The sequence below is a fragment of the Kluyvera sp. Awk 3 genome (assembly GCF_028069715.1).
GTDB lineage: Bacteria > Pseudomonadota > Gammaproteobacteria > Enterobacterales > Enterobacteriaceae > Kluyvera > Kluyvera georgiana_A.
In genome coordinates this window covers 1-18,045 of sequence record NZ_JANEWH010000097.1, presented here as the reverse complement: position 1 = coordinate 18,045, position 18,045 = coordinate 1, and the positions used below count along the sequence as shown (strand labels likewise).

General features: G+C 55.5%; 13 protein-coding genes. 5 read left to right on the top strand and 8 right to left on the bottom strand.

All coding sequences use genetic code 11. The annotated features are described in order from the left end of the window. Positions 1–244: 244 nt before the first annotated feature. On the top strand, positions 245–1,180 hold the full coding sequence (gene lpxP / locus NNN71_RS17840) for a kdo(2)-lipid IV(A) palmitoleoyltransferase (RefSeq protein WP_271459025.1): 936 nt from the start codon (positions 245–247) through the stop codon (positions 1,178–1,180). A gap of 31 nt (positions 1,181–1,211) precedes the next feature. Here the strand turns inward: lpxP and NNN71_RS17835 are convergent, their stop codons facing one another. The 4 genes from NNN71_RS17835 to yebS form a co-directional block, all read right to left on the bottom strand. Beyond that, positions 1,212–1,451: a YebV family protein gene (locus NNN71_RS17835; RefSeq protein WP_163447991.1), complete on the bottom strand. Its 240-nt coding sequence runs from the start codon at positions 1,449–1,451 to the stop codon at positions 1,212–1,214. Positions 1,452–1,563: 112 nt separating this feature from the next. Beyond that, the gene (gene rsmF / locus NNN71_RS17830) at positions 1,564–3,003 is read right to left on the bottom strand and encodes a 16S rRNA (cytosine(1407)-C(5))-methyltransferase RsmF (RefSeq protein ID WP_271459024.1); all 1,440 of its coding nucleotides are present in this window, start codon (positions 3,001–3,003) and stop codon (positions 1,564–1,566) included. Positions 3,004–3,087: 84 nt separating this feature from the next. After that, positions 3,088–5,721: a PqiB family protein gene (locus tag NNN71_RS17825; protein WP_223802818.1), complete on the bottom strand. Its 2,634-nt coding sequence runs from the start codon at positions 5,719–5,721 to the stop codon at positions 3,088–3,090. Then, positions 5,690–6,973 (bottom strand): membrane integrity lipid transport subunit YebS, encoded by a 1,284-nt coding sequence (gene yebS, locus NNN71_RS17820; RefSeq protein ID WP_271459023.1) that lies wholly within the window; start codon positions 6,971–6,973, stop codon positions 5,690–5,692. The genes NNN71_RS17825 and yebS overlap by 32 nt, the downstream gene beginning before the upstream one ends. A gap of 143 nt (positions 6,974–7,116) precedes the next feature. Between yebS and NNN71_RS17815 the strand changes: the two genes are divergently transcribed. From NNN71_RS17815 to htpX, 4 genes are all read left to right on the top strand, one after another. After that, positions 7,117–7,614, top strand: coding sequence for a GAF domain-containing protein (locus NNN71_RS17815; protein ID WP_163447995.1), 498 nt, complete (start codon positions 7,117–7,119; stop codon positions 7,612–7,614). A 97-nt stretch (positions 7,615–7,711) separates the two neighbouring features. Beyond that, complete coding sequence (gene proQ, locus NNN71_RS17810) at positions 7,712–8,404, top strand: RNA chaperone ProQ (RefSeq protein ID WP_163447996.1); 693 nt, start codon at positions 7,712–7,714, stop codon at positions 8,402–8,404. 19 nt (positions 8,405–8,423) lie between these two features. Beyond that, on the top strand, positions 8,424–10,472 hold the full coding sequence (gene prc / locus NNN71_RS17805; protein WP_163447997.1) for a carboxy terminal-processing peptidase: 2,049 nt from the start codon (positions 8,424–8,426) through the stop codon (positions 10,470–10,472). 192 nt (positions 10,473–10,664) lie between these two features. Then, positions 10,665–11,549 (top strand): protease HtpX, encoded by an 885-nt coding sequence (gene htpX / locus NNN71_RS17800; protein ID WP_163447998.1) that lies wholly within the window; start codon positions 10,665–10,667, stop codon positions 11,547–11,549. A 51-nt stretch (positions 11,550–11,600) separates the two neighbouring features. Here htpX and pgaD read toward each other — a convergent pair whose 3' ends face one another. The 4 genes from pgaD to pgaA are packed head-to-tail and all read right to left on the bottom strand — an operon-like array spanning position 11,601 to position 17,821. Continuing rightward, entirely contained in the window at positions 11,601–12,029 is a 429-nt protein-coding gene (pgaD, locus tag NNN71_RS17795; RefSeq protein WP_163447999.1) for a poly-beta-1,6-N-acetyl-D-glucosamine biosynthesis protein PgaD, read from the bottom strand. After that, the gene (pgaC, locus tag NNN71_RS17790; protein ID WP_271459022.1) at positions 12,029–13,357 is read right to left on the bottom strand and encodes a poly-beta-1,6-N-acetyl-D-glucosamine synthase; all 1,329 of its coding nucleotides are present in this window, start codon (positions 13,355–13,357) and stop codon (positions 12,029–12,031) included. Before pgaC ends, pgaD begins: the two co-directional genes overlap by 1 nt. Beyond that, positions 13,350–15,365 carry a poly-beta-1,6-N-acetyl-D-glucosamine N-deacetylase PgaB gene (gene pgaB / locus NNN71_RS17785; protein ID WP_271459021.1) on the bottom strand — a complete coding sequence of 672 codons (2,016 nt, stop codon included), beginning with the start codon at positions 15,363–15,365 and terminating at the stop codon, positions 13,350–13,352. Before pgaB ends, pgaC begins: the two co-directional genes overlap by 8 nt. 8 nt (positions 15,366–15,373) lie before the next feature. Further along, entirely contained in the window at positions 15,374–17,821 is a 2,448-nt protein-coding gene (pgaA, locus tag NNN71_RS17780; protein ID WP_271459020.1) for a poly-beta-1,6 N-acetyl-D-glucosamine export porin PgaA, read from the bottom strand. Positions 17,822–18,045 lie beyond the last annotated feature (224 nt).

Here is an 18,045-nt window from a genome sequence, read left to right as displayed (position 1 = left end):
ATTTTGTAATGTGAATTAAATTCTCTATTTTTTTGCAGCAAAAAGGCGCATGCTTGCGGCGAGTTGAGCCACAGCCTGCCACCCCCGCCTCATACCTCTGATACCAGCCGTTTGTAAATAAACGTCCGGGAAGTGAATTTGTCGAATGCAGCAGGGTCCAACATATACACAAACGCATAAAGATGAATGAACGGAATCGATTCTCCTTAAGTGTTACCCTTGCATTTCGTTGCTGGAAAGAATGATGTTTAAAAATTTTGATACCGCTTTACTTCACCCGCGCAACGGGCTGAAGTGGTTCGCTCTGGCCGCCTTGTGGCTGGTTGTACAGTTACCTTACCCCGTTTTACATCTCCTTGGCACGTCGCTGGGTAAAGCATCCCGACGCTTTCTAAAACGCCGGGAGCAGATTGCGGCACGTAATATTGAACTTTGTTTCCCGCATATGGATGTCGCGGACCGTGAGAAGCTGATCGAGCAAAACTTTATGTCTCTGGGCATGGGGCTGATTGAAACCGGGATGGCCTGGTTCTGGAGCGATGCCCGCGTTAAAAAATGGTTTGATGTGGAAGGGTACGCCAACCTGATGAACGCGTTGAAAGAGCAGCGCGGCGTTATGGTGGTTGGTGTTCACTTCATGTCTCTGGAGCTGGGTGGCCGTGCGATGGGGCTGTGTCGTCCGATGATGGCGACCTATCGTCCGCACAACGATCCGCTAATGGAATGGGTGCAGACTACCGGGCGTCTGCGTTCGAATAAAGCGATGATTGACCGTCGTAACTTGCGGGGTCTGGTGCAGGCGCTGAAGGCCGGTGAAGCGGTATGGTTCGCGCCCGATCAGGACTACGGCCCGAAAGGCAGCGTTTTTGCGCCGTTTTTCTCCGTCAACGAGGCGGCAACCACCAATGGAACAAACGTACTGTCACGTCTTTCCGGCGCAGCCATGCTGACGGTGACCATGGTGCGTAAACCTTGCCAGAAAGGTTATACCCTGCATATCAGCGAAGCGATGACAGACTATCCGAGTGGGGATGAGATCCCCGCTGCCAGCTATATGAATAAAATTATCGAGCGTGAGATTTTACGGGCACCGGAGCAATATCTGTGGGTGCATCGCCGCTTTAAAACCCGACCTCATGGTCAGGCATCATTGTACACTGTGGTGCCGCACGCCAAATAAATAACCCGCCTGTGGGCGGGTTCCTTTTGGGTTAGACAAGCCGCATAACCCAGGCATCGGACGGTTGATCGTAGTGCTTGCGATAAAGAACGGAACGTTCGCCATCAAGAAGGGCCGGGATGCTGGTGTCGGCGTCCCAGGCATCCAACTGCATACATAAATCGGGATCGGACTTACAAGGGATACTTAACGTTCGCTCGCCGTGTTGATCGGCATGCAGCACGGCGTCATCAATTTCGAATGCGCCAATGCGTACGCTGGTTTTACTCATCATGCTCTCCGTTAATCTGCTGACCGTTGTGGTACGACCAGTTAGGCCGTACCTTTTCAGCGTAGTCAACGTCGAGAATTACGCCAGTTAAAAAGTGCGCTTTTTTTGTCCGCTACTCCGACCTGCTGGCGAACAGTTTCCCATCTCGTACCAATTCGCGGGGATAACTGTTTTTCAATCGTGAACCAATGCGCTTTGCCAGCCCCAGCGGGAATCCCTGGAAGGTGACAATGACGTCGTCGTGAGCGGGCGGCTGTTGCGGATAGACGTCGCGGCCACGATACCATTCCTGCGCTTCTTCCAGCGTCAGCTCATGCCCCAGCTTTTGCGTATTAGCCAGCGCAACGACCGCTTCGTGCTGCCAGCGAAAACCTTTGTTGTGCGTTTCGGCAAGTTTCAGTCCAATACGGGAAAAACGAACTTTACCCAGCAGTGGCGCGATTTCGGTAGGGAACAGCCAAACCTCTTTGTCGCGCTGCCAGAGCGTTAGCGCTTCATCCCATTCAATGCCCACGCTGTGCGCTGCACTCTCAACGGCAGCGGATTCGCGCGTTTTCATCGGGGTGAACGGGAATTTACCCACCTTGTAGCCCGGCGCTGGCAGCGCTTCAATCGCCGCGGTCTTACGCAGTCGCGCGACGAAGAATCCTTCACAGTCATAAATTTGTGGGAACACGTGCAGGAAGCCTTCAGGCGTCAATGCCTGGTCAGCGCTAGCGAAGAGTTCACCCAAAGGCATAACCTCGACTTCCTGCGGATAACGCGCCAGCAGCCAGGCGACGACCGACTCGTTCTCGTCGCGGTTCAGCGTACAGGTCGAGTAGACCAGCGTGCCGCCCGGACGCAGCGCGTGGAAAGCGCTGTCGATCAGCTCGCGTTGGGTTTCGGCGATCGCCTGGTTACTCGCCAGCGACCAGTTCTTCAACGCATCGGGATCTTTACGCACCACGCCTTCGCCGGAACAGGGGGCATCGAGCAGGATGGCATCAAAGCACTCGGGTAAGGCGGCGCCGAACACGCGGCCGTCAAAGTGTGTGAGCGCGGTATTGCGGATGCCGCAACGGCTGATATTGGCGTGCAGCACTTTGACCCGGCTGGCGGAGAATTCGTTGGCCAGCAGCATACCGCGGTTGCCCATTCTGGCGGCAATCTGCGTAGTCTTCGAGCCCGGGGCCGCGGCAACGTCCATTACCCGAACCGGCTGCAGTCCGTCGGCAAACAGTGCCGCTACCGGCAGCATGGAACTGGCTTCCTGAATATAAAATAGCCCGCTCAGATGTTCAGCGGTGCTGCCCAGCGGCAGTGCGTCCTCGTCATCACGCTCAATCCAGAAGCCTTCCGCACACCAGGGGACCGGGGTCAGTTGCCAGCCATAAGGGGCGACCAGGGTGAGGAAATCATCAACCGTGATTTTCAGCGTATTCACGCGAATACTGCGACGCAGCGGGCGCTGGCAGGCGGCAAGGAATGCGTCAAACGAGAGATGAGCCGGCATGGCCTCACGCATCTGCGCGAGGAATTCATCAGGAAAATAGACAGAGTTTTGAGCCACTGGCGAATACCACAAGGAGATAAAGAGCGCGCAGTCTATCATAAAACGCGCCGGTGACGGGACACCGGCGCGTGAGGGAGGGCGTTAACGCGGCAGCGCGGTACCCCATTCGCGCCACTCTTTCGGCTCGGACTCGAGCAGCAGGAAGTGTTTGCCTTCCTGCGCCTTCGGTGCCAGCGGCGTTCCTGGCGGCGTGGCGAAAGCGATACCGCCACGAATGAACTGATTGAAGGTGCCGGTCTTCACCACACCGCCAATCAGGCCAAAGTCGAGACTGTAGCCGGAAGCCAGCCAGAAGACCGAGTTGTTACGCACCAGATGCTGGTAGCGCTGGCCGATGCGCATTTCAATCATCACCCGGTCAGAGAGGCTACCGAGATGTAGGCCGGTAACGGTACCGACTTCGATTCCCCGGAACAGCACCGGTGTACCGATACTCAACGAACCAGATTCCGGCGCTTCCACGACCACGTTCAGGCCGTTGAGGTAGCGTGAATCGGAAATGGTCGCCTCCTGAAGTTCAAAATCGCGACGCAGCTCACCGTGACCCGGCTCAACGTTGACGTACGGCTGGAGCAGGGTATCCAGGTGTTCAACGCCGGCCGCTGAGATTTGCGGTGTGATCACGGAGAAACGGGTACCGCGGCGGGCGAAGGTATTCACATACTCAGGGTAAAGAACCGCGCTGGCCTGTACTTCATTGCGCGAGGCATTGAGATCCAGACTTTGTACCTGCCCAATATCGATGCCGAGATAACGAATCGGCATACCCGCAGACAGTTTATCCGCATCAAAGGCATGCAGGGTGATCTGCCCGCCAACGGCGCGCGCGGCGGTTTCTGAAGGGAACAGGACGCGCTTGTCGCCCTTGCGGGTTCCATTATTCGCTTCACTGATGTTATCAAAGCTGACTGCGCCTTTTAACGCCCGTGAAAGCGGGGAAGCCTGCACTGTCAGCCCGCTGCCGTTCAACTGCACTTTCGCGCCGCCTTCGGCCCAGAACACGCTGTTCGGGGTCAGCAGCGAACGGTATTCCGGCTTAATATGCACCGCGATATCAAACGCGTTGGCGCGCGGTTGTACGGAGGTGATTTCACCCACCTCAAACTTACGGTATAGCACGACGGAACCGGTCTGAATATCCGGAAGCGTGTCGGCGGTGAGCATCAACGTGGTTGTCGGGAAATCGCTAAGATTATTTTCCTGTGCTTTTTCCAGATTGGCGAACAGCGGGTAGCTGGCTTTCATCGCTCCCTTTTCTCCGGGTAAAATGCGAATGCCGCCGCTCAGCCATTCATTGGCGCTGGCCCCGAGGAACTCTACGCCGTCGATACCGACTTTGACGTCCATTTTGCTGTTCACGACAAACTTGCTGTCGCCGTGCAGCAGGTCACGGTATTGCGGATCGATGGCGATGGCGAAACTGATACCTTTGGCGTTCAGCGTACGCTCCATGACCTGGCCGATGCGCACGCCATGTAGCATGATAGGCTGCCCGGCGTCGATGCCATAGCTCTCAGGCGCGGTCAGCGTTAGCGTCAACACGCCGGGCTGCTGCAACAATGTTTTATCCGCAGCGAGTACGGTAAAGCGATCCTTTGGCGCGCCTTCACCCGGCACCAACTCAAAGGTACTGCCAGTGAGCAACTGACTTAGATTGGTGTTTTCCAGCGACAGCTTCGGTTGACGGAGTTCAATGCGCGTATTTTCGCGCAGCAGCGATACCACGCTCGGGTCGACGGTCATTTCGCCGGTGACCGAACTGTCCGGATTGAGCGTCATTTTTGTCAGTTGACCGACTTCCAGCCCCTGATACAGCATCGGCGTCGATCCCGCCTTCAGCCCATCGCCGTTCGGCAACTGCAGCTGAATAAGCACGCCGCGCTGGCTGTGGGCCAGATCTTCATAGAGGCCAAACTCATCGTTCTGCCCGGCGGCCTGGGAATCGGATGGCGAGTCGAAAGCAATCGCACCGTTAACCAGCGCGGCCAGACTCTCCAACTGCACCTTCGCGCCGCTAAGGCCAACGTCGGCTTTCACGCCGGAGACATTCCAGAAGCGGCTGCCTTTTTTCACCAGATTGGTGAAACGGCGCTCGATCAGCACGTCAATGGTGACGCCCTGATTATTCGGATTGATCGTGTAGTCGTAGACGCGGCCAACCGGAATTTTGCGGAAGTAAACCAACGACCCGGTATTGAGCGAACCGAGGTCCGGCGCGTGCAGGTGGATCATCAGCTCGCCGTTGTTCAGGCGGTATTTCGGCTGTGTGTCGAGGGCGGTGAAATGATCACGCGGTTCGCCTTTACCGGGCATCATGCCGATATAGTTACCGCCGACCAGCGCATCCAGCCCGGAAACACCCGCGAGAGAGGCTTTCGGCGTGACCAGCCAGAATTGGGTATCTGCCCGCAGTGCGTCTTCCATATCGCTTTTGATGCTGGCGCGGACCTCAATTTTGCTGCGGTCACGGGCCAGACGGATATCCTGAACCGTTCCCACCTCAACGCCCTGGAAGCGCACCGGCGTGCGGCCGGGAACAATACCATCCGCCGACATAAAGTCGATGGTGATGGTCGCTCCCCGGTCTTCGTAGCTGTTCCAGATAAGCCAGCCGGCAATCATCAGCGCGATGACCGGTAATAGCCAGAACGGTGAAATGCGACGTTTTGTTTTAATTCGCGCCTCAGTCTGTGAAGCGGGCGTTTCCTGACTCATGTGCGTCCCAAAGTAAGCGGCTGTCCAGCCATTCAACAGCAAGAATAGTTAATATTACCGCAGCGCCAAAATAAAACGCAGCGGGACCCATCGTAAAGGCGAGAAGTTGATCGCGATTGATGAGCGACATGGTTAACGAAATAACAAACAGATCGAGCATTGACCAGCGGCCAATCCAGGAGACAAAACGCAGCAGCAGGATGCGCGTGCGCAACCCTTGTTCGCACTTAAAGTGGATGCTGATAAGCAACGTCAGCATCACGATAATTTTGGTAAAGGGGACCAGAATACTGGCAAAAAAGACGACCGCCGCCACCGCCACGTTGCTATTGGCCAGCGACAGGATCCCGGAAAGAATCGTATCGTCCTGGCGGCCGCCATTGACATAGATAATGGAAATAGGCAGCAGGTTGGCGGGGAGCAGAAAAACAATCGAGCTGATCAGCGCCGCCCAGCTTTTTTGCAGACTGTGTTTGCCGCGGTGATAAAGCGGTGTATGACAGCGGCGGCAGCGACCGCGCGCATCCGGGAAACCGGTATAATGGCAACTGCGGCACACCTGGAGCGCGCCGTCAGGCCGCGTAGCGGGGCGCTGGGGATAGAAGCGTTCCCAAAGCTGTTCGACGTTTAGATGAATCAGCGTCAGGATACTGAGCACTACCAGCGAGATATAAGCCAGCAGACCCAGGCCCGGTTGCAGGAACGCGTAGTCCTGGACCTTAATCGAGGCCACGGCGATACCGACCAGGTAGATGTCGAGCATCACCCACTCTTTCAATTTATCGAGCATCAGCAGGACAGGACGAAGATTCATCCCTAGAATGTTACCGAGCCACAAATAGGCGATGGACGTCACCAGAACCGCGGGAGCGGCGACGGTGCAGAAAAACACCATCGCGGCGGTGATGGGGTGTCCGCTATCGGTCATCAGCCAGATCCCATGCAGCAGATTGGCGTCAATGCGCACGCCGAGCAGATACAGCCGCAGCAGCGGTTCGCTCCAGGCGAAGGGCATCAGCAGCAGCATGGCAATCGCCATGGCGCCCAGACGGGTTAACGACCAGTCGCGGCCGTCGCGCACTTTGGCGTTACAGCGTGGGCAATAGGCGCTTTGCGATGATTTTACGACCGGTAACCGAAAAAGCATATCGCACTGCGGGCAACGTTGGTAATGTGCCCACGGCAAAGGTTCGCTGACCGTGTGAATTCGTATTTTTTTCGTCGGCGTTATACGTGATGTTTTCAGTGCCATTTATTACATTGATAAATGAATGTATAACTCTATCTTAACCTAAGTATGGATTCATCTTGAGCCCGAACGCACTTAATGCGTATTTTATAAGGGCCCAGGCAAGGTAACGAATCAGTAACATCGTAAACAATAGTGATTGAATAATGAGCAAAACAGAATTTTACGCGGATCTTAACCGCGATTTTCAGGCATTAATGGCAGGTGAAACAAGTTTCTTAGCGGTAATCTCCAATACCAGCGCGCTGCTGTACGAGCGTCTGTCCGACGTTAACTGGGCCGGTTTTTACCTGCTGGAAGGCGATTCGCTGGTTCTCGGGCCGTTTCAGGGCAAAATTGCCTGCGTGCGTATCCCGGTGGGCCGCGGTGTTTGCGGTACCGCGGTAGCGGAAAATCGCGTTCAGCGCGTAGAAGATGTTCATGCTTTTGATGGGCACATTGCCTGTGATGCTGCCAGTAACGCCGAAATCGTGCTGCCGCTGGTGGTCAATAACCAGGTTATTGGCGTGTTGGATATCGATAGCACCGTGTTCTCGCGCTTTGGCGAAGAGGATGAACAGGGGTTGCGTGAACTGGTTGGCCACCTGCAAAAAGTGCTTGAAGCCACCGATTACCAAAAATTCTTTGCACCCGTCGCAGGATAATCAACGGATAACGTAGCATTTACGGATGACGTCATTATAATGTCGCCTGTTCATGCCTGCGGCTTGTTGGCTACGTCCGTTGTAATCAGGAAATTTCATGGAAAATCAACCTAAGTTGAATAGCAGTAAAGAAGTTATCGCATTTTTAGCCGAACGTTTTCCGCAGTGCTTCAGCGCGGAAGGTGAAGCTCGTCCTCTGAAAGTCGGTATTTTTCAGGATCTCGTCGAGCGTGTTGAAGGGGAGATGAACCTCAGCAAAACCCAACTGCGTTCCGCACTCCGTCTTTATACTTCAAGCTGGCGCTACCTGTACGGTATCAAAGCCGGTGCAGTTCGCGTCGACCTCGACGGCAACCCTTGCGGTGAGCTGGACGAGCAGCACGTCGCACACGCACGTCAGCAGCTTGAAGAAGCCAAAGCTCGCGTTCAGGCGCAGCGCGCTGAACAGCAGGCGAAAAAACGCGAAGCCGCCGCTGCTGCTGGTGAGCAAGGCGATGCGCCGCGTCGTGAGCGTAAACCACGTCCTCCGGTACGCCGTAAAGAAGGGGCTGAGCGTAAGCCGCGCGCTGCTACTGCAAAACCAGCCGCTAAACCGGCTCGCGAAGTGCGCGAAGAAAAACTGACGCCGGTTTCCGATCTGTCCGCACTGACGGTCGGCCAATCCCTGAAAGTTAAAGCGGGCAATAACGCTATGGATGCCACAATCCTGGAAATCACCAAGGATGGCGTTCGCGTTCAGCTTACTTCTGGTATGTCAATGATTGTACGCGCAGAACACCTGGTGTTCTGAAACGGAGGCCGGGCCAGGCATGAACAAACTTTTTAGGCTCTCCGCGCTTGCTGGCCTGTTATTAATAACAGGCCAGGCCTTAGCGGTGGAAGATATTACCCGTGTTGAGCAACTTCCTGTGCTTAAGGAAGAGACTCAGCACGCCACGGTAAGCGAGCGCGTCACCTCTCGCTTTACCCGTTCTCACTACCGCCAGTTCGATCTCGACCAGGCCTTTTCGGCCAAAATTTTTGACCGCTATCTGAACCTCCTGGACTACAGCCACAACGTGCTGCTGGCCAGCGACGTTGCGCAGTTTGCGGCGAAGAAAGGGCAGATTGGCGACGAGCTTCGTTCCGGCAAACTGGATGTCTTTTACGATCTCTACAATCTGGCGCAAAAACGTCGCTTTGAGCGCTATGAATATGCGTTGAAGGTGCTTGAGCGCCCGATGGATTTCACCGGTAATGACACCTTCAACCTGGATCGCAGTAAAGCGCCATGGCCGAAGGATCAAGCCGAGCTGAATGCGCTGTGGGACGGCAAAGTCAAATATGACCAGCTGAGCCTCAAACTCGCCGGTAAAGACGATAAAGAAATTCATGATACCCTGGCGCGTCGCTATAAGTTCGCGATCCGTCGCCTGGCGCAAACCAACAGCGAAGATGTGTTCTCGCTGGCGATGACTTCCTTCGCCCGTGAAATCGACCCGCATACCAACTACCTTTCACCGCGTAATACCGAACAGTTCAATACCGAGATGAGCCTGTCTCTGGAAGGGATTGGCGCTGTGCTGCAAATGGATGATGACTACACCGTGATCAACTCCATGGTGGCAGGCGGCCCGGCGGCGAAGAGCAAGGCGATTAGCGTGGGCGATCGTATCGTCGGCGTAGGCCAGGCCGGTAAAGGCATGGTTGACGTGATCGGCTGGCGTCTTGATGATGTTGTTGCGCTGATCAAAGGGCCGAAGGGTAGCAAGGTACGCCTTGAAATCCTTCCTGCCGGGAAAGGCTCAAAAACCCGTATTGTTACCCTGACCCGTGAGCGTATCCGCCTGGAAGATCGCGCGGTGAAAATGTCGGTGAAAGGTACCGGCAACAATAAGGTTGGCGTACTCGACATTCCGGGCTTCTACGTTGGTCTGACTGAAGACGTGAAGGTTCAGCTGCAGAAGCTGGAAAAACAGAACGTCAGCAGCGTTATTATTGACCTGCGCAGCAACGGCGGCGGCGCGCTGACCGAAGCAGTCTCGCTTTCCGGTCTGTTTATTCCGTCTGGCCCTGTGGTGCAGGTACGTGATAACAACGGTAAGGTGCGCGAAGACAGCGACAATGACGGCGTGGTTTATTACAAAGGGCCGCTGGTGGTGCTGGTTGACCGCTTCAGCGCCTCGGCGTCGGAAATCTTTGCTGCGGCAATGCAGGACTATGGTCGTGCGCTGATCGTGGGTGAGCCAACCTTCGGTAAAGGCACCGTACAGCAGTATCGCTCGCTGAACCGTATCTACGATCAAATGCTGCGCCCTGAATGGCCGGCGCTGGGCTCCGTTCAGTACACCATTCAGAAGTTCTACCGCATTAACGGCGGCAGTACGCAGCGTAAAGGCGTTACGCCGGACATCATGATGCCGACCGGTAACGAAGAGACCGAAACCGGTGAGAAGTTCGAAGACAACGCGCTGCCGTGGGATAGCATCAATGCGGCGACCTACGTGAAGTCTGGCGACATGGCGCCGTTTGAGCCTCAGTTGCTGAAGCTGCATGCCGATCGTATTGCGAAGGATCCTGAGTTCCAGTACATCGCTAAAGATATTGCGCACTTCAACGCCCTGAAAGATAAGCGCAGTATCGTGTCTCTCAATTACGCCCAGCGTGAAAAAGAGAACGAAGAGGACGATGCGACTCGTCTGGCGCGCGTGAACGATCGCTACAAGCGTGAAGGCAAGCCGCCGATTAAGAAGCTGGACGATTTACCGAAAGACTATAAAGAGCCAGATCCGTATCTGGACGAGACGGTGAATATCGCCGTTGACCTTTCGAAGCTGGAGAAATCCGCGCCCGCTGAACAACCGGCGGCAAGCAAGTAACCCCAACAGGCACAAGCAATTGTGCCTGTTTTTTTATCTCCCTCAAGTTCTTGTCAACAATGATGCTACAAAATGTAAAGTTGTGTCTTTCTCGTGACTTAGCCTCACGTGATCGTTGAAAATCGGCGGATTACCCCTACGATAGGGATAATCGCATAGTGCGTTTTGTTAAGAAGAGGTTAAAAGTAAATTATGATGCGAATCGCGCTTTTCCTGATGACCAACCTGGCCGTGATGGTTGTGTTTGGGCTGGTGCTAAGCCTGACAGGAATTCAGTCGAGCAGCATGACCGGTCTGCTGATTATGGCGCTGCTATTTGGTTTCGGCGGTTCCATTGTTTCATTGATGATGTCGAAATGGATGGCGCTGAAATCGGTAGGCGGCGAGGTCATTGAGCAACCGCGTAACGAGCAGGAACGCTGGCTGTTGGAAACCGTCGCTCGTCAGGCGCAGCAGGTAGGGATTGCCATGCCACAGGTTGCGCTGTACCACGCGCCGGATATCAACGCCTTTGCTACCGGCGCACGCCGTGATGCATCGCTGGTTGCCGTGAGTACTGGCCTGTTGCAGAACATGAGCCGTGACGAAGCTGAAGCGGTCATCGCCCATGAAATCAGCCACATTGCCAACGGTGATATGGTGACCATGACGCTGATCCAGGGCATTGTGAACACCTTCGTTATCTTTATCTCACGCGTCATTGCGCAGATTGCGGCTGGCTTCCTCGGCGGCAACCGTGACGACGGAGAAGAGAGCAGCAACGGCAACCCGCTGATTTACTTCGCGGTGGCGACGGTGCTGGAACTGGTGTTTGGTATTCTGGCGAGCATTATCACCATGTGGTTCTCGCGCTATCGCGAATTCCACGCTGATGCCGGTTCGGCGAAGCTGGTGGGCCGCGAGAAGATGATTGCGGCGCTGCAGCGTTTGAAAACCAGCTATGAACCGCAGGAAGCCAGCAGCATGATGGCGTTCTGCATCAACGGTAAATCCAAATCGTTGAGTGAGCTGTTTATGACTCACCCACCGTTGGATAAGCGTATTGAAGCGCTGCGCAGCGGTGAATACCTGAAGTAATCGTTGTTGCCGAAAAGAATGCCAGCCCGTTTACCGCGGGCTGGCTTTTTTTTAGCCGCGATGATGAGACGCGGTTTTTAAATCGATAATACGACCAATATTGTCGTGATAGACCGTCAGCAGATTGTACTGGCTCATCTCCGAAATAATCTGCGGCGCAATGTTAAAACTGCGGGCAAGTTCGTCCCTCTGCAGCGACGCCAGGCGGGCATGGCGTCGGGAATGTGTTCGCCGACGGTTGTATTGATACCAGAGAATCAACAGCCAGCCGTTGATCGCGGCAATCAGCAGGTACACCAGCAGAGTATTGAACGCCTCGACCATCGTATCCCAGCGTTGTCCGCCGTCTTCGGTCAGCTTCATTAGCAGATTGGCGTAGAGAAAAAACAGAAAACCGCACCAGGCGAGCAGCGTTAACGCCGCGTCAAAGCAGCGGGGCATCAGGCGGTGTTCGGTTAAAATTATGCTATTTTCGTTCATCACATTCTTCCTTTACCACGATCGGGACTCACCCAACGCGCGCGTGCGCGCTGGCGTTTCAGCATAACTTTCGGGAAGGCGACGATGGTTGTGAACATGCCTATCATCCAGTACACCATCGGGAACCAAATCACCCAGAACAGCGAAAAGGCGACCTTCTTTTCATAGCGGCGTTCAATAAACAGGCTGACGGCGAACTGTAGCAAACACATCACCCCCAGCAGCAGGCCGGTAAACTCCGGGGGAAACAGGCTTCTGACGGCCAGATTTTCCGGCAGCGGCAAAAGAGAGCTGAGCAGAAACAGCAGTACCGTCACCGCATAGGCAAAAGCCCACAGCGTGGAGAGTGCATATTCCGCAAACAGGGGCCACATTCGGTGATGTTCCCAGCTAAACAGTTTGCGCAGATTAACCAGGAAAACTTCCGCGCCGCCTTGTGCCCAGCGCAGGCGCTGCTTCCACAGTCCCTTCAGCGTCTCAGGCATCAGGATCCAGCACAGCGCACGTGGCTCAAAAAAGATGTCCCAGTGGTGCAGCTGTAACTTCCAGCTGATGTCGATGTCCTCGGTAATCATATCGGGGCTCCAGTAACCCACGTCGGCCAGTGCCTGTCGACGGAAGGCGGCAATCACTCCGGAGACGGTAAATACCCGGCCATAAATGCGCTGCGTGCGTTTGATGAGCCCGATAATCGAGGAAAATTCACCGACCTGAATACGGCCAATCAGCGTGGATCGCGTGCGAATACGTGGATTGCCCGTCACTGCCCCCACATGCGGGTACTGAATCAGCGGCGTGACCAGATAGGCCGCCGTATCGCTATCGAGCAGGGCATCGCCGTCGATACACACCAGCAGATCGCCCCTTGCCGCAGCGGCTCCCGCTTTTAACGCCACGGCTTTGCCCTGATTTTCCGCCAGATGAATCACCCTCAGGCGTGGCTGCTCGCGCGCAAGCTGTTCAAGTACCTCGGCGGTATCATCTGCTGAGCCGTCGTTGATGGCGATCACCTCAATATGCGGATAACGCTGTGCCAGTGCCGCGCAGAGGGTTTCTCGCGCATTCTTCCCTTCGTTAAAACAGGGGATTAGGATCGATATCAGCGGCTCGCCGGGCAGAACGGGCGGCGGCATTTTGGGATCCCACGGCCAGCGGCGTTCAAGCTGAAACCAAAAATAAAGTCCGCCGGTGACCCACAGTACCGACATAAATAGTGGCCAGAAGAACACGAAATCGAGAATCAACTCACCGGTAAAAATGGCTGCGACGCCCAGCGGCAGCCCGAACACCAGTCCTAAAATACAAAATGCGATAAGGCGATCAGTCATTTTTGGGGTACCAGTACGAAGAGAATGCGGGCCGAATACGAGCCATGTTGGGCTGGTTTTCGATGAAATCGTCGGGATAGTAGCCGTAGTTTTTCACACCGTTGAGCTGGAGCACCTGCATCCACTCCACCAACTGAGCGTCGGGGACAGCATTTTGCGCCCGGTGATTCCAGTCTTTGGCCTGAAGCTCGAAAATCGTTTTGCTTAACGCGCCGGGACGAGCCGCCACCGCGCTTACCAGCTGAGCCAGCCAGTCATCGGCTTGCGCAGGGGTAACGGATTCCATCAACGGCATGGCCATTGGTACCGTCCAGTCATAGGCGGCCAGAAAATCGTCGAGATTCTGCGCAAACCAGGCCTCGCTCTCCGGCTCCAGCAGCGGGAGGGCGAAAATATTGCGTGCGGTTTTGACCTGGGGGCCACGAATACGCTGGGCAGCGTGGCTTAATTGACGAGTGAACGTCACGAGTGTCTGGCTCTTGAAACGCGTCCAAGCCCGACGCTCGGTAGGGTGGCGGGCCATGTCGGCGATGCTGTAGGAAGAGCCGGACTGTTGCCACGCGCTAATGGCCGCCGGGCCCGCATCCTCAAAATCGCTAAGCACGGCATCATCGTGAAATAAAATGCCGTTGAATGGGGCATAACGGGCGAGATCTTCATAGAGATCCGTTATCTGACGACGCGCCTGCGGGCTCCACGGTGACAGTCTGATGTAGGGCTCGGTGGCGGTCAGCGTACGCCCGGTTTGTGGATCCCAGCGTTGTACGCGGGGAAGGGAGGGGGCGAGGTCGAATGCCAGCACTGGCATCCAGGCATAAACCTTAACTCTGGCGCGGGTCTGCAACTGCCAGGAGACGAAGTTAAACAGATCGGCGCGTACGGGGAGCCAGCGATTGGGGAAATAGAGCGCTTTAATGTTGCCGTCGCCCTGTGGGTCGGAAAACGCCTGTAGAAAAACATGGCTGATCTTCATGTCGTAGACCCGCTGCACCAGCTTGTCGATATTGCGGGTCTGCTGGGCGACATCCGGGTCGTAGAGATAGTCGAGATCAACATGCATCACGCGCACGACTTCCGGTTCCTGCACCTGCGTCACCATGCTGGCGAAGGCTTTTAGCGAAGGGTTTCCAGAAATGAGCAGGCGAGGGATATTTTCAATGTCGCTGGCATCGCCCAGACCATCGGCCAGCGTAAAGGCCAATTGATAACCGTGCTTTTTGGCGATGGCAAGCGTCGCTCCGTTGGCTTCTCCATAGGGCCAAACCCAGGCGCGTGGCGGTTTCCCGGTTACTTCACCGATTTTCGCGGTCACTTTACGCACGTCTTCACTAATGCGCTGGGTGAACTGCTGGTCTGTTTCATAACGGCCGCTTTGCCGATCGTAGAACCGATTGGCGACCGCCGGTTCGAGGCTACCTTGTGGGTTGGCCGGAATGCCATAGTGTGAGGCCCAGGTATGGGCACCCACTTCCACCAACGGAGAACGGCTGACCTCTCTCACCATCTGCCAGGTGGCAAAACGTTCACGTGGCGTCATCAAGCCGCCAAAATTGACGTTCTGTCCTGCGGGCGTATCGACCCAACTGCCGACCGGCGCCCACAGCGCGGGGACATTCCAGGCTTTCAGCAGCGGCCAGACACGGGTATAAAAGCTGCTGTAGCCATCGTCGAAACTTAGCAAAAATGCCTTTGGCGGCAGCGTCTTACGCGATTGATGCGCATCAATAATATCCTGTACGCTGATGGCGTGATAGCCGTTGTGCAGTAGCCAGCTAATCTGTTCGTTGAGCGCGCTGGTGCGTACGGTCAGGTAGCGCTGGTCGGCGATATCATCCTCAACGTCGTGATAACCCAGCACCAGAAAGTGGTTTTTTGGCCACGGTTGGCTGGCCACTAGCGGCGCGCGATCCTGCGGGGCAATAAAGGGCATTGCTTTGGCATAAGCGACTGCGCTCATGCACAGCCAGCCTATCGTAATCAGGCTGATACGGAGACGTGTGTTCAGCATAATCATCCTTAAAACCGTAAAGTGGCATCAAAGGTGACGGCGAGATTGCTTTCGCGTTTGCCGTCGTAAGGGCGCTTATCCCAATTAAGCATCAGCCCGGTATCAAGGACGTTGTTCCACTGAACGCGTTGCCCGTAACCTAAGAGGGTGATAGCGCCTGGGGACCGTTGTTTCTGCCAGTAGACGCCGCCACCGGCGACGAGCTGTTGGCTCCAGAGCGTGTCGTAGTGTCGGTACATCTGGTGGTCGACGGTCAATGAAGCCGCCGCGGAGAGATCTCGCGCCGGGTTGTAATACTGGGTGTCGGCGAGGCTGTTGGCGCTTGCGGAGATTTCCGGGCCAAGGGTGAGCGTCATTGATGGTCTCTGCCACAGACGTTCCTGGCCGGTTACGCTGTATTCCTGCCGACGGTTGCCGTCAGAAAAATCGCTGGCTGCGGCACTGAGGCGGTAGTCGCGCCGTTCATTCTGATACCAATGCACTGAAGCCTCTGCGCGGTTGGCGCTGATCCCATTACGCAGCGCCCGTAAGGGCGTGGTGCGGGAGATTCGCTCTATTTCGCCGCCAAACTGCCAGCTGTCAACTGGTCGATATTTTGCAGCGATGCGTGCGCCCGGCTTGCTGGTGCCGTGATAGTGATTGCTGGACAGTTCGGCCTCGCCCCAAAAATCACGCGGTCGCCACTCCAGACCGCCAAAGAGATGACGCGCGGAGCCTTTGCCCTCATCAAAATGGCCCTGTGCAAAGCGGGTGCCGGCAAATACGCGCCAGTTGTCCGCCAGCGGGGGAGAGTAGAGCGTGGCATCCCAGGAGAGATCGTGCGTGCCGCTGATGGGGTTGTCGGAATACAGTCCCTTACCAGCGTTAATGCGTAACTCTGAAAAATGCTGAATGTCGCGCAGCCTGGCCAGCTTCTGCGCGCTGCGATCCTTAGGCCTGCGAGCGATGATATCGTCAGTCAGTACATCCAGCTGATGCCATTCATTAAGATCCATGGCGACGTAGGCCTGCTGGCTTTCCAGTTCGATATTTGCAGGTTCCAGCGCCTCTGCCATTTTGAGCTTACGTTCCGCCGCTCTGGGCTGGCCGCGAGCCTGCAGCACCGTGGCGTAATCGATTTGTAGCCCTTGATTGCCCGGCGCGGAGTCAGCCAACTGACGGGAAAGTGCCTGCGCCTGTGGTAACGCGTTGCTCTGCGCGAGGTATTGCACGTAGAGCGATTGTCCGGTCAGCCAGCGATCGTTAGGCTGGGCGATGGGATCGCCATAATCGTACCGGGCCCAGGGCGTATTCTGCATCATCCGGGCAACGTATTGCCTGGCGGCCTGGTACTGACCGGTATCCAGCAGGGCGAAAAATAATGCGTTCTGGTCATCATCAGCGTCCGGGATATAGCCCGGATGCTCGGCGAGGAGCGTCTGGGCGGCGGAAACGTTTTCTTGTTCCAGATAGGCTGAAATAACCCAGCCGATAGCCCAGTCGGGCACGGTTTGCTTTGCGGCGAGTTGCGTCTGGTATTCATGAGTCACCGACGAATAGTCGGCGTTGGCATAGAAGGCGCCAAGTCTGTCTAGACGGGCGCGTATCACATCCTGCTGCGCAGCGGGATCGTCTTTCCAGCGCGTTAACATCACGTCGTAGCGGCTGAGCGCCAGCTGCGCCAGAAAGAAGCGTTCTTGTTCGGTGCGGGTCGGTAGGACTGCAAGGCGCACGATTTCTGCCGTCGCATTGAGATCCAACTGCCGACGCTGCTCGGGCGTGAGTGTCGCCGACGACGCGTGTGCTTGCGCTGGCGTAGCAACTCGGCTATCGCTCAGGGCCGCAACCCACTCGCTGAGCATCGCGCTATCGTGTGGGTCATGGACGAGTGCGAGGGTATCGTTTAATAACCGATCCCAGTCTTTCCCTTGCTGTTGATACACATAGGCCAGCGTTTGCAGATGGGCAGGGGTATGTCGTTCGGTGAGCAAGCGCTGCGCCTCTTTCAACGCCGCAGAGTCCTGACGCGCGTCGGCCAGGGTTTTAATGTAGCCGATACGATAGTCATCATTATCGGGCGCCAGCATAAGGGCCTGTTGCCAAAGCGATAGCGCTGTTTGCCACTGTTGAAGATTTCGCGCGGACTGAGCGGCTGCGGCGACCCCTCGTGGCGGAATCGGCATATATACCTGATAGCGTTGCCAAATCTGAATAACGTCACGATCGCGCCCGGCCCACGATGCCACCTGTAGCCAGTCCGCGACCTGCCCGGCATTTAAGGCATTATGCTGCTGATAGCGTTCAACATAGATAAGAAACGCGGAGTAATTACCGCTCCGGGCTTGCTCAATCTGTTGTTCATATATGGATTGAGCGCCCTGCACCAGGCCCGGAATCAGTAATATCAGGCTAAATGAAAGCGATAATTTGGCGTTGCGATAATAGCGTGTTTTATTGTGATGAGACGAGCTATCCATATCTATTTACCATAACTGTATCCAGAGTTCGTGACAAAACATGGCCGCCTTTCAATCCTGAATCAGGGAAAGGTAATAATTGCGCGAAGCAGATTGTTCTTTTGGTCTGTCTAACTTACTTTTAGGTAATAAAGCATTTCCTCAAACGGGGTTGTATGATCGCTAATATACACCGGATGTGATTGTCGATAAATATACCGAAAATGGCCTCTATGTTTTAGGAT